Source organism: Clostridium sp. AM33-3, assembly GCF_003480315.1.
Lineage (GTDB): Bacteria > Bacillota > Clostridia > Lachnospirales > Lachnospiraceae > Brotaphodocola.
On sequence record NZ_QUIV01000003.1, the window covers coordinates 69117 to 82501 of the forward strand.

Here is a 13385-nt window from a genome sequence, read left to right on the forward strand (position 1 = left end):
CCTCTCATAAAACTAATTGATATCCAGATCCGCCGTAACCTGGTAATAATCACAGGCATGGGCCGTATAATTCTTCACATTGGATCTTGAGATCATATTCATCTGAAGAAATGAGCAGAAAATGTACGCGTGATCATCCAGAATCTTCTGCTGAAGTTCAATTGCCAGTTCTGCGCGTTTTTCCGTGTCAAATTCCATCGAAAGCTGCTCAATCAGCGCTGTAACCTCTGAATTATCGTAAGCACCAAAGTTATAGTTCATTCCCGGCTGACAGCTCGTAGTAAAGAAATACTGAGGATCTCCGGACGGTGCCGTCACCAGAGCCGACGCATAAATATCAAAGCTGGACATATCCGCCAGAAATTCCCGGCGATTTGCGGTGCAGTTGATATCCACATCCATTCCAACCTCTTTCAAACTGGCCTGAACAGCCTCCGCCAGCAGCGGCAGTTCCTGACGGCTTGGATAAGTCAGCCAGCGGATTACCAGCTTCACGCCGTCTTTCTCCCGGATACCGTCACCATCGGTGTCCACCCAGCCAGCCTCTTCCAGAACGACTTTGGCTCCTTCCGGATTATAGCTTTCTGTCTTCACATGTTCACCGCCAAAACCGGCAAAGCCATCTGGAAACGCTCCGTTTGCTGCCACCCCATGACCATCCAGCAGAGCAGTGACGAACCCTTCTTTATCAATGCTCATGGCAATGGCTTTCCTCACGGCATCATCCTGGATCACAGGACTTGTCATATTCATGCTGCAAAAAAACGCACGAGAGGTCTGGACGGATGAAAACTGATAGTTATCATTTTCAAAGTTTGGATAAGCCTCATACGCCATGCCGTAGGCTGCGTCAATATCACCGGACTGCAGCGCGGCTGATAAGGTATCGCCATTAGACATGGTCCTGATCGTCAGTTCATCAATCTTTGGCGCTCCATTCCAGTAATTTTCATTTTTTGTCAGAGTCAGGTGGTCATCCGTAACCAGCTCTTTCACTACATACGGACCGGTTCCGGCTACAATTCCTCTCTCAAAATCACTGGCATCCACGTCGATAATACAGCCATAAGGATCTCCCAGATAGTTCATTAGGGCCGGATTCGGCTCACTGGTTGTAATCGTCAACACCTGCCCGTCTGCCTGAATATCCACGATTTTCGTATCAAGCGGAGCTCTGTCATGCACCTCCAGCAGATGATCCAGACACTGCTTCACCGCCTCGCCGTCCATCTTCCGTCCACTTGAAAAGGTAACCTCGTCCTGCAGGATAACGGTCCAGGTACAGTCTCCATCATTCTCCCAGGATTTTGCCAGCCACGGCTCCAGCTCCATTGTATCACTGTAATGAACCAGCGTCTCGCCCACGCCATAGCGGATGCAGGCCCAGCCATTGTAGGTTTCATGTGGATTCACAGTCTCTTCCCAGTTTTCTGAGTTGAATGTCGTATCTCCGATCACCATGGTCTTTCGTGAATCCGAACTGCCGGCCGGTTCTGTATTCGTACCGGCTGCTGCCTGCCCTGTATCTGCTGCATGCTCTATACTCTCTGTGCTCCCGGCCCTGCTGCCGCATCCGGCCAGTATCCCTATTGTAACCCCCAAACACAGGAATACAGCGATTGTCTTTCTCATAGATCTTTTTCTCCTTCATATAATTTTTATCTGTATCATTCCTGACTCTGGATTATTCAAACTCCAGAACACTGTCAATCAGTCTCCTGGTATACGCATGTTCTGGTTTCTGAATCACATCGTCCGGCTTCCCCTGTTCCACAATTTCTCCCTGATACATGACCAGCACACGGTCACAGAACTGCTGCACCAGTGACAGATCATGACAGATAAACAGAATGGACAGATGTTTTCCCTGCGCGAGGCGCAGCTGATTCAGAAGATCGATGATTTCCTTCTGAACTGTCACATCCAAAGCTGAGGTCGCCTCATCACAGATCAGAAGTTTTGGCTGAATAGCCAGCGCCCGAGCAATGGCCGCCCTCTGACACTGCCCACCGCTGACCTGGTGCGGATAACGGTCGGCGAATTTCTTTGACAGTTCGCACTGCTCTAATAGCCGTTCCACTTCTGCCCGGGTCTCCCGCCTGGACATTCCGGCATTTCTCAGGCTTTCCCCGATTCCATCCCCCAGTGTCTTTCTCGGATCAAAGGAATCTGCCGGAGTCTGAAAAACCATCTGCATCTTTCTATAAACACTGCGAAGTTCCTTTCCCCGCAGGTTTGTGATATTCTGACCATCCAGAATAATCTGCCCCACTGTAACATCCAGTAATCGGGTAATCATACTTACCATAGTCGTTTTTCCGCTGCCGCTCTCTCCCAGCACGCCAAGACATTCTCCTGGCATCAGCTCAAAACTGACATTTTTTACCGCTGTAACCGGCTGCTGTCCGCCCCGCAAGAAAACTTTTGACAGATTGTCCACCTTCAGAATTGGCCCCATCTTACTTCCTCCTTAAGCGCGGAACAGCTGCAAGCAATTCCTTTGTGTATGCTGTCTGCGGATCCGTCAGAATCTTCCTGGTTTCTCCATATTCTAGCATTTCTCCATTTCTCATCACCAGAACCCTGTCTGCCATGGCTTCAATGACCCCCAAATTATGGGACACTATCACAATAGCTGTGCCAAAACTTTTCCGCACCATCAGTATCTCCTCTACCACCTGTTTCTGCACCGAAACATCCAGCGCCGAGGTTGGTTCATCCGCCAAAAGGAGCCGCGGATTTAAAAGCATCGCCGCGGCAATTCCGACCCTTTGCTGCATACCGCCGGAAAGCTCGAAAGGATAGCTTTTTAAGATTCTCATGCCATCCGAAAAACCAAGCTTTGCCAGCAGTTCCAGTGCCCTGTCCTGAAATTCTTTCTTCGAGATCCGGCTGTGTTCCTTCATCGTTTCGTATAACTGGACTCCCACCGTGCGAATCGGTGAAAAGGAGCTGCCCGCGTTTTGAAAAATATAGCCAAGCTCCGGCCCATTCAGTCTCCGGCGGTCTCTCCCTGGTAAATCTGTGATATTTTTTCCCTGATACCAGATATCGCCCCGGGTGACCAGCCCCTCCTGACTCAACAGTCCCATGGCGGCCTTAATCAGTGTAGATTTTCCGCTGCCACTTTCTCCTACAATTCCAAGTATCTCTCCCGGATCTACCGCAAAGCTTACCTGCTTTACCGCCAGCTCTCCCCGGTAGGATATATCCACCTGATCGTATCTTAATAAATGTTCCACCATTAGTTTCCTCCCCGGCTCTTTGGATCCGCGTAGTCCCGGATCGTATCACCCAGAAGATTAAAAATCATAACAGAAAGAAAAATCGCGATTCCCGGTGAAAAAGTAATCCAGGGAGATATGGTCATAAGGCTTCGCGTGTCACTCATCATGCTGCCCCATTCCGGAACCGGAGGTTTGGCCCCCAGTCCCAGAAAACTCAGCGCCGCCAGTTCCATCATCATGGTTCCGATGTCCAGCATGGAAGTCACCAGTACCGGCCCCATGATATTCGGCAGAAGATGTTTCAGAATAATCTTGAACGTTCCGCTGCCGGAAAGCTTTACCGCCCGCATCCATGTCGTTTCTTTCCGGGCAAGGGTCTGGCTGCGGGCAATCCGCGCATATTTAGGCCAGGAAATGGCTGCCAGGGCAATGATCGCGTTATGCAGTCCGCCGCCAAAGCTGCCTGCCACCGCCAGCGCGAACACCAGGCCAGGAAAGGCAAGAAAGACATCTGAGATCCTCATGAAAAAAGTGTCCGTGAAATCGCCGCGCCAGCCACAGAGAATGCCCACGGCTGTGCCCACAACGGTAATCACCGACACCAGCAGCAGCGTGGAAAACACACTGGCTCTGCTTCCGGCTATCACCCTGGAAAGCATGTCTCTCCCATAACGGTCTGTGCCCAGAAGATGAAGGGCACTGGGTGCCGCCTTAACATTGCTTAAATCCTGTAAATAGGGATCATATGGGGTAAGATACCGAGAAAAAGCGGAAGCAATCACCAGAAGCCCTGCCAGGGTTCCGAACACAAACAGGCGCATCCGCACGCTGTCACGGTATTTTTTCTGAATTCGAACTGTCACATTGTTCATTCTTCCCTTACCCCCAGACGAATTCTGGGATCCAGTGCATGATAAAGAAGGTCACTGATCAGATTTACCAACACATAAATCACCGCCATCCAGACAACATAGGCCTGGATCATCGGATAATCCCTCATGGTAATCGAATCGACTGCCAGTTTCCCTACACCGTCCCACATAAAAATACTTTCAATGATCGCGGTTCCGCCCAACAGACTGCCAATGGACAGAGCCATCAGAGTAATAATCGTCAGCATCGAAGATTTCAATACACTCTTCCAGAGAATCACGCCAGGCCGGATGCCCCTTGCGCTGGCTCCCATGACATAATCCTTGTTCAGTTCTTCCAGAACCGCTGCGCGCACCTGCCTCATATATTTGGCAGACATGGCAATGGCCAGTGTCAGCGTTGGAAGCAGCGCGCTTTGCACGGTATTTCCGCCGGAAATAACCGGGAACAGCTTCCAGTGAATAGAAAACAACTGCGTCAAAAGCAAAGCCACAAAAAAATTTGGCATAGAATTGCCCGCAAAGCTGAAAAAGCGCAAAAAATAATCTGTAAACTTATCATGGCGCACCGCAGCCAGAACCCCCAATGGAATAGAGAATACAACCGTTGCGCCCATAGATAACGCCGTTAACAACAGGGTTGCAGGCAGTTTCGAAACAAAGGTATCAAACACATTTTTTCCCGAAACATAGCTGATTCCCATATCTCCGGTCAATATTCCACGAAGCCAGGCCAGATACTGGGTGAAAAACGGCTGGTCCAGCCCAAGCTCCGCTCTTTTGGCATCAATGATTTCCTGAGCAACCGCACCCTTGTCTCCATAGAGTTCCATCACGGCATCACTGCCTGCCGCGCGCATCATGGCAAAGGACAAAAAAGTGATGCCAAACAACACCGGAATCAGCTGCAGCAGCCGCTTTCCTATATATTTTTTCAATTTTCGTTACCTCTTTCATCCCTGATCAGCCGTTACCGGCTTTTCCTCACAGATCATAAAGGTATGATTCAGACTGTCCCGCTCCCAGTCCAGCGGATCCTGCACGCCAGGGCCAATGTCCTCAATGACCTCAACCATCCGCATACCTAGTTTTTCTAACACCTTTTTATCCCACTCGGGGCGTTTTTCTTTCGAAAGTGGAAGCGCATAAGCGGTCTGCTCCAGTTCCAGCACCCGTGCCTTTGACATATTTCCTGCATAATTGTGAACCGGGTATTTTGCGCGGAAGGCCGCCTCCGCAGCTTTCTTCCGGGCGCGAAGTTCCTCATCATAAAGATACAAATACCAATTGGCATCAAAATATATCATGCGTCCGCCCGGCGCAAGGACTCTCTCCCATTCCTCCAGGGCCTGCTCCGGATACTCCAGATTCCAGATGACGTTTCGGCTGACAATCAGGTCAAAGCTTCCATCTTTAAACGGAAGAAACTCGCCCCGGTGAAGAACAAAATCCACCCTTGCCCCATAGCTTTCCGCATTGCTTTTCGCGTACTGCAGCATCTCCTCCGTCACATCGACTGCAGTTACCTCATGCCCGGCCAACGCCAGATTGATGGCAAAAAATCCCGGACCGGTGCCAATATCCAGCACCCGCAGCACTTCTTTCTGCGGCGCGTGGGAGAGAATCAGCTTTCTCCATGCCTCCCTGCGCCAGTCATTCATCTCTGCAATGTTCTGCGCACTGTAACTCTTTGCCCGGTCCGTCCAGTAAGACGTAAGGGCATCCAATATCGTATCCTGATTATTATGTTCCTGCACCTCTCAAGTTCTCCCGTTTCCGCGGCAGTTTTCTTTCTGTTCAGCTGTTTAACTGTTCACCAGCTTCCCATCCACATTGCTGCCACTTTTTGTTTCTGTGCTGCTGCGCACACAGCCTTGTTTTATATCAGATACTTTTGCGCACCTCTGCCAGGGACAGGCCCTGCTCTCTGGCGATCCGCGCCAGATCCTCATACTCATATTTCTCCCTGGTCACTCCGTAACCGGATGAAAGCTTTTTCTGCACATCTCCATAAGGAGTCTGAACCGTCTCAAAGCTGCGCTTTAAGGTATAACGGCTGCAGCGGTGCTCTCTCACACCAATGGTGGTTGTGTTCCGGAAAATCACCCGTACCAGTGTTTCCTTCGCATCCTCATGGCAAAGAACGCACAGGATCGTCCCCGGTCTTGATTTCTTCATGCCCGCCGCAACGGTGTAAACCTCCAGCGCACCGGCTGCCAGAATCGTTTCCATGGCAAACCCAAGCTCCTCTGCCGTCATATCATCCACATTGCACTCTAACTGCAGTACACTGTCTCCGGCATCCTCCGTCTCACCCAGCATTGCACGGATGCAGTTTGCCTGCTCAAAGTCCTTCTTGCCCATGCCATAACCGATTGCCGCGGTCCGCATCACCGGCATATCACCAAAACGGGTGGCAAAATGCTTTAACAGCGCTGCGCCGGTCGGAGTGCAGAGTTCGCCCTTCACTGCGCCGCCGTACATCGGCACACCATTTAAAATATAAGCAGTGGCCGGAGCCGGAACCGGCAAAATGCCGTGAGCGCAGTGCACATGACCGCTTCCCACATGAACCGGGGAAACGATCACCTGATCCGGAGCAATCTTGTTCATCAGCAGGCAGACTGCCGTGATATCCGCAATGGCATCCATGGTTCCCACCTCGTGAAAATGGATCTCCGTAACCGGAACGCCGTGGGCATGACTCTCCGCCTCCGCAATCAGGCCGTAAACTGCCATCACATCCTGCTTCACCTGATCCGGAATGTTCAGGTGACCGCAGACGATATGCTCAATGTCATGGAGACTGCTGTGATGATGATGCGTGTGACCATCATCACCGTGCTCGTGGGCATGCTCGTGAGTGTGTCCATGGGTGTGCTCATGGCTGTGTTCGTGGGTGTGATCGTGGTGGTGCTCATGACCCTCATGGATATGTTCATGATCATGATGATGCTCATGGCATGCGCTTTCATCATCGTGCTCATGCTCATGTAAGTGATCGTGATGCTCATGATGGTGATGGAACATCTCCTCGGACTCTTCCTCCCCATGTACCTTCACGGTCATATGAGTTCCGCCGATTCCACACTTGCTTACGGCTTCTTTGCTGAACTGCACACCAGGAATCCCCAGTCCGTTTAATTCTGTCACAGCTGCCTCCGGGTCCGGCATCAGTTCCAGTAAAGCCGCAGTCAGCATATCGCCTGCAGCGCCCATTCCACATTCCAGATATAATGTCTTCATATCGCAATCCCCTCTTCGTGACTGTTCTGTACAGTCACACTTTCTCAATTTTTCACTTCTTACTTTCTGTGCCTGTCATGTGATTGATCATGCTTGCCAGATATCCGGCTCCGAATCCATTATCAATATTCACCACCGAAACTCCGCTGGCACAGGAGTTCAGCATGGATAACAGTGCGGACACGCCTCCAAAAGATGCCCCATATCCGATGCTTGTCGGAACCGCAATGACCGGGCAGTCTGCCAGGCCTCCAATGACACTGGCCAGCGCGCCCTCCATTCCGGCAATGGCAATAATGACGGACGCACTCATGATCTCATCCATGTGAGCCAGCAGTCGGTGAAGTCCGGCTACTCCCACATCATACAGGCGCACCACCTCATTGCCGTGGGCTTCGGCTGTCAGTGCCGCTTCCTCTGCTACCGGAATATCCGAGGTTCCCGCAGTTGCTACCACGATTTTTCCCAGCCCATCCGCTGCAGGAAATTGACCGATGGTGCCAATCCTTGCGTCTTTCCGATAGTCCATCTGTGGATATGTTTTTCGAATTTCAGCTGCCTTTTCCTCAGACAGCCGGGTGAGCAGGATCGTCTTTACCTCATGCTCCAGCATTGCGCCAATGATCCCCACCATCTGCTCCGGTGTCTTTCCGGCTCCGTAAATGACCTCAGCCGCTCCCTGACGGATCCCACGATGCAGATCCACCTTCGCGTAACCGATATCCTCAAAGGGCTCTTTCTTAATCGCGAGCAGTGCGTCATCCACGCTAAGCTCGCCGCTCTTCACTGCTTCCAGTGTTTTTCTGATCTCGCTGTTCATCCGCGCACCTCCAGATCCAGAAGCACAGCCGGATAGTGCTTCTTTAACTCGTTCAGAATCTCTGCCCGCTTTTCCATGAGAAGCGGAAGCTGGTTTTCCGGCAATTGCAGGCGGGCTGCACCGTTCGGCATCATCCGCACACGGAAATCACTGAAGCCAAGGGAGAACAGAAAATCCTCTGCTGCTTCCGTCTTCTGAAGCTTTTCTGCCGTAATCTCGCATCCGGTCGGAATGCGGGTGGCCAGACATGCATATGACGGCTTGTCCCAGGTAAAAAGCCCGCCTTCTTTGGAAAGTCTGCGGATCTCGGATTTTACAAGACCGCATTCTCTCAGCGGAGATTTTACCTCCAGCTCCTGCAATGCCTTCATGCCCGGACGGTCTCTTGCATCATCGGAGGCATTGGTTCCGTCAAGCAGTACCGTATAGCCATCCTCCGCAGCCGCCTTCATGATCATGTTGAAGATAACTTTCTTGCAGTAATAGCAGCGGTTAGACGGGTTGGAAACCACAACCGGGTCAGACAGTACATCTGCCCGGAGCACCCGCACCGGTGCCTTTAACTGCTCTGCCAGGCGCATGGCATCATCCATCTCAAACTGCGGCTGAAACAGTGCTTTTACATAGTAGGCTTTCACATCCGCACCGTATTTCATGGCTGCGTAAAGCAAATAAGAAGAATCCACACCGCCGGAAAAGGCCAGCGCGACCTTCGGGTTTTCTTTGAAAAATTCCTGTAAGTTCATAATTAAGTCCTCTCCTTCTCAAAGTACTGATCCCGCCTGCGGCAAACAGCATGCCGCCAGGACAAATAAGAATGTGCATCCCTGCGGAGCAATACAATTTCCTATGAAACAAAAAAGGCATGCGGCCCTTCTTGAAAGAGCCGTATGCCTTCCTGTGCATACATCATTCTAAATTAAAATACGGACACATCACCTGCAAAATTCAGATATCTATATTATATCCAAGATCTCTTCTTACTGCTTTTACCAATCAGAAGCTTCAGCCTCTGCATGGCAGCTTCGTGCTGCCCGATTTACGAGAGAAATTATAGCACAATCTTTTTTTCATGGCAAGTACCTGATCAGCCAATCAGTTTTCCCACCTCCGTCACCACACCATCAACCAGCTTCGTCATACTCAGATCCGTCACACCCACAATGTAGTTATCGCAATGGTTCACCGGAACCAGAATGCGCTTGGCCTGGCTCCGGCCCACGGCTGTTGCCATAGCCGCCGTGATCTCGCCAAGAAGCGCATCCGCAATGACGATTCCCACCGGCCCGATGATAACATCGGCTTTGCGGCTGCAGACTATGACCGGATTTTCTCCGGTTGCCGCCACATCTGCCCCGGCTTTTAACATGGCCGATGTGGCCAGACTGTTGGTCCCCACTGCGGTAATATACTGCTCCGGGTAACGTTTCTTTAAAGCGCTGACGATCTGCTTTCCAATACCGCCGCCCTGCGCATCGATTACAAGTATATTCATAATGTTATTCTTCCTTTTTCAATGCCTTTTCCAATTCCTCTACCACAATCCTCAGAGCCTTGATCCGGGCATATTTCTTGTCTACAGACTCCAGGATATGCCACGGCGCGTAGGTGGTGCTGGTTTTGGCAAGCATCTCATTCACAGCCTGCTCATACCGATCCCACTTGTCGCGGTTGCGCCAGTCCTCCTCTGTGATCTTCCACTGCTTCGCCGGGGTATTCTGCCGCTCAGTGAAACGTTCCAGCTGGGTATCCTTATCAATCTGTACCCAGAATTTGATGATGACTGCACCCCAGTCGTGAAGTTCTTTCTCGAACTCATTGATCTCATGGTAAGCGCGTTTCCAGTCGTTCTCGCTGCAAAAGCCCTCCAGCCGCTCTACCATCACACGGCCATACCAGCTCCGGTCAAAGATGGCAATATGGCCTGTTTTGGGAAGCCTGGTCCAGAAGCGCCACAGATAATGCCGTGCCTTTTCATGGGGCTCCGGGCTTGCGATGGGATGCACCTCGTATCCGCGGGGATCCAGAGCACTGGTGATACGCTTGATATTTCCGCCCTTACCGGCTGCGTCCCAGCCCTCATATGCAATGATCACCGGGACCTTCTTACGGTACAGGCGGTTATGCAGCTCGCCCAGTCTCTGACGCAGCTGCTTCAGCTCTTTTTTATAATCCTCTTCCGAAATCGTCTTGTCCAATGGAATTTCAGAAAGCAGCGGCATCCGCTCAAGCGGGAACACATTCTGTAAAAGCGGCACTGCCATCTGACTGTTGCTGAGCGCAATGTCGATTCCCTGCGTCAGGATCTCTATAATCTGAAGCTCTCTCCACTTTCTGGACTTTGCGTCAATGATATACCAGGGCGCTGACGGCTGATTGGTCTGTTTTAAATAATCAGAGAAAACATCCCGGCACCTGTCATAATGCTCATGCTGCCACAGATCATAGCTGCCGACCCGCCATGCCGTATCCTTTTCCCCAGCCAGATGACGGATCCGCCTTTCCTGTTCCTTCCTGGAAATATTCAAAAACAGCTTTACTACCAGGTACCCATTGTCTGTCAGCTGACGCTCAAACCGCTGTACACTCTCGATCCGCTTTGCGTACTCCTTCTCAGAAAATTCTCCCTGCAGATATCCGCCCGTCAGCTCTCCCATCCAGCCAGAATCCAGGAATACAAACTTTCCCGCTTCCGGGATCTTCGCAAAATGCCGGTACAGAAACGGCTTTCTGGCATCTTCCTCCGTTTTCTTTTCCATATCAAAAACCTTGAAAAAGCGCGGATCAATATTCTGGATGATGCTCCCGATGCCGGAACCCTTGCCGGAGGTTCCCCAGCCTTCCACCAATACCAGGACCGGAACCTTTTTCTCCTTCATCTGCAGCTGCTGCACCGCCAGTTTCTCTCTGGCTGCCTCAAGTCTTGTTTTCAGCTCCTCCTCTTCCGGCATCTCGGCCGGCACCCATTCTCTCAGCATAGAAATCTCCTTTTTTTGTCTTCCCAGCCATCAGGTATCTCTTACATCTAGGATAACACGAAACACCCGTTCCTACAAGGATGATCCGGTCTGGCAGACTGCTTCTGTTACTGTTCACGCGTTGCGCAAACAGCAACGGATTTTGCCGATGCTTCGCATTCCAAATCGGCAAAATCTGCTGCCACGGCTGTATCATACGGCATTTTCAGTTCAGAAAATGCCTACCCGTGTACAGTAACCTGCTTCTTAGCTTCTGGCAGCTGTACCTGCCTTGATCGTATAGGTGATCTTAAACAGATTGGCAGCTCCGTTCGCCCAGTCTGCCTCAAAGGTGCCAACCTTGCCGCCGGAGAAGGTAATGCCAAGCCTGTTGTTGGAGCCGGTTTCGATTACCCAGTCACTTTCATCAAACACTTGCGGTCGTGCTCCAGTTTTTCCTTGCAACTGAACCAAATTACTGCCATTTTCAGGCTGCATCTGAAGTCTGATCTTTTTGCCACTCACATCATCTTCATTCGCAACAAATTCGTACCCCTCCGCAATATCACTGACCTTAATCTCGCTCACGTGGATCGGTACCACGCTGTTGTTCGTGATCCCGTAGCCCTCCGGCGTGATAAATTCTCCGGTGCTGAGCACGGCAAACGTAATACTGAGCGGAACCGTTGCGGAAAGCTGTGATACATCTTTGGTATACACCACCTTTACCTGCGTGGAGGCTATTCCTGCTTCAAATGCATTGCTGCTCGCCGTGTCGACGGCCTGTCCCTGCTGTGCCTCCCCTGCAGCAAATGCAGTCATGCTCATGCTTGCCGCCAGGGCCAGGGCCGGAATCACCATTTTCATCTTCTTCATACTCTTTCTCCTTTGATTTGTTTTTATAGACAATTTACGGGTTACCCTCTTAAGAACCGGCCACAATCGTAATTTTGGCTGCTGCCTGACCGGCCTGCAATAAGTTTTCCATATCATAAGCCGTAAACAGGGCCGTAGCGGAATACGTTCCTGCAGACAGCGTGCGATTCAGTTTTACATGCTCGATATACTGTCCCGGCGCGATTCCGGCAGACTCATAAATCGGCTCCCTCTCCCCATCCAGCGTGATCGTTACCTTCATATGATGATGATTTGCGGCTATGTTTTCAATCCGCGCCATGGCATCAGCTCCATTCTCATCAACCGTCACAACCGACGCAATGGAAATATTAAACATGCCTTCCTCGACCACCTTATTCAGTTCCTCCTGGATTTCTTTCTCAGAGCGCCCCGGCAGGGTTCCGGTCCGGGCAGACGGATCAAAGAACTCATGAACCGGCTCCGCCCTGCAGCTGTGCAAAAGCCAGATCAGGACGAGAAGAAGCAGCACTGCCAGAATGCCACAGATCCACTTCCTTCGATTTCCGCTTTCCTTATTATTTTTCTTGTTAAGCCCTTTGTCCTCTGATTTGAATTGCTTCATACACATTCCTTTCTAATCATATATTTATCATGATGTTTCCAGACTCCTGACCGTATAGGTTACGATCGCAACCACAGCCTCTTCCCCGGCATCGAGTGTCCCCGCCAGACAGTTTCCGCCAAGCTCCAGCTCCCAGCTCAGCTCCAGTTCTTCTCCCGGCTCCAGTAGCAGCTGCTCCGCCTCAAGCTCCCAGGTCATACCGGCTTCACCGGCCGCTGTCTGTTCCTGTCCAAAGACACAGGATATGTCATTCCCCAGCGTCAGCCGCAGACTAGGCTTTCTGCTCTCCCATTTCGTAAAAATATCGTCCGCATCCTTACTGTCCTCTGTCTGCCAGGCAAACGTAACCGAGGTCAGTAAAACCGTGCTCTCTCCGTGATTTTCCAGACTTCCGCTGACTGCTGTGCAGCTCCCGTCCGGCTCAATCACGAACAGCATCTGCGTTGGCACCACCATGGAGATCTGTGGCGCACAAAGTGCGGGCTGATATTCTGCGTTGCTCACCGAAGCTATGGGAGACAAATCATCCAGAAGTGGTTCTTCCGTCAGATCCCGTTCCGATTCCTCTGAAGCTTCCTCCCGCGGTTTTGTGAGCTTTTCCGCATCTGACACCGTAGCGGTTTCAACGATTGTTCTGTCGGCAGATGCATTTCCTGCCGTAGCAATTTCCACCCCCGTCCTCCTGTCCGTTTCCATGGAAGCCGAGGCAAATGCCATGACAGCAGACATTTGCAAAATACACGCCAGCACAGGCACCAACAGGAAAATCCACGCCGTTTTCCG

The 13385-nt window shown here is 51.2% G+C and carries 14 protein-coding genes; all 14 read right to left on the minus strand.

Annotated features, from left to right (window positions below; translation table 11 throughout):
- Positions 1–12 precede the first annotated feature (12 nt).
- Positions 13–1632, minus strand: a complete 1620-nt coding sequence (locus tag DW819_RS02680) for an ABC transporter substrate-binding protein (protein WP_118731955.1) — start codon at positions 1630–1632, stop codon at positions 13–15.
- A gap of 52 nt (positions 1633–1684) precedes the next feature.
- Positions 1685–2458, minus strand: a complete 774-nt coding sequence (locus DW819_RS02685; RefSeq protein WP_118531203.1) for an ATP-binding cassette domain-containing protein — start codon at positions 2456–2458, stop codon at positions 1685–1687.
- A 1-nt stretch (position 2459) separates the two neighbouring features.
- Complete coding sequence (locus tag DW819_RS02690; protein WP_118731956.1) at positions 2460–3245, minus strand: ABC transporter ATP-binding protein; 786 nt, start codon at positions 3243–3245, stop codon at positions 2460–2462.
- Positions 3245–4099: an ABC transporter permease gene (locus DW819_RS02695; RefSeq protein ID WP_118531201.1), complete on the minus strand. Its 855-nt coding sequence runs from the start codon at positions 4097–4099 to the stop codon at positions 3245–3247. The genes DW819_RS02690 and DW819_RS02695 overlap by 1 nt, the downstream gene beginning before the upstream one ends.
- Positions 4096–5037, minus strand: a complete 942-nt coding sequence (locus DW819_RS02700) for an ABC transporter permease (protein WP_118731957.1) — start codon at positions 5035–5037, stop codon at positions 4096–4098. Before DW819_RS02700 ends, DW819_RS02695 begins: the two co-directional genes overlap by 4 nt.
- A gap of 15 nt (positions 5038–5052) precedes the next feature.
- Complete coding sequence (locus tag DW819_RS02705) at positions 5053–5856, minus strand: class I SAM-dependent methyltransferase (protein ID WP_118731958.1); 804 nt, start codon at positions 5854–5856, stop codon at positions 5053–5055.
- Between the two features lie 127 nt (positions 5857–5983).
- The gene (larC, locus tag DW819_RS02710) at positions 5984–7345 is read right to left on the minus strand and encodes a nickel pincer cofactor biosynthesis protein LarC (protein WP_118731959.1); all 1362 of its coding nucleotides are present in this window, start codon (positions 7343–7345) and stop codon (positions 5984–5986) included.
- Between the two features lie 52 nt (positions 7346–7397).
- Complete coding sequence (larB, locus tag DW819_RS02715) at positions 7398–8165, minus strand: nickel pincer cofactor biosynthesis protein LarB (RefSeq protein ID WP_118731960.1); 768 nt, start codon at positions 8163–8165, stop codon at positions 7398–7400.
- Complete coding sequence (gene larE, locus DW819_RS02720) at positions 8162–8911, minus strand: ATP-dependent sacrificial sulfur transferase LarE (RefSeq protein WP_118731961.1); 750 nt, start codon at positions 8909–8911, stop codon at positions 8162–8164. Before larE ends, larB begins: the two co-directional genes overlap by 4 nt.
- A 341-nt stretch (positions 8912–9252) precedes the next feature.
- On the minus strand, positions 9253–9660 hold the full coding sequence (locus DW819_RS02725; RefSeq protein WP_118731962.1) for a DUF3842 family protein: 408 nt from the start codon (positions 9658–9660) through the stop codon (positions 9253–9255).
- Positions 9661–9664: 4 nt separating this feature from the next.
- Positions 9665–11143, minus strand: a complete 1479-nt coding sequence (pap, locus tag DW819_RS02730; protein WP_118731963.1) for a polyphosphate:AMP phosphotransferase — start codon at positions 11141–11143, stop codon at positions 9665–9667.
- 246 nt (positions 11144–11389) lie between these two features.
- Positions 11390–11998, minus strand: coding sequence for a hypothetical protein (locus DW819_RS02735; RefSeq protein WP_118731964.1), 609 nt, complete (start codon positions 11996–11998; stop codon positions 11390–11392).
- Positions 11999–12047: 49 nt separating this feature from the next.
- Positions 12048–12602 (minus strand): hypothetical protein, encoded by a 555-nt coding sequence (locus DW819_RS02740; RefSeq protein ID WP_118731965.1) that lies wholly within the window; start codon positions 12600–12602, stop codon positions 12048–12050.
- Between the two features lie 27 nt (positions 12603–12629).
- Positions 12630–13274 (minus strand): hypothetical protein, encoded by a 645-nt coding sequence (locus tag DW819_RS02745; RefSeq protein ID WP_118731966.1) that lies wholly within the window; start codon positions 13272–13274, stop codon positions 12630–12632.
- Positions 13275–13385: the final 111 nt, after the last annotated feature.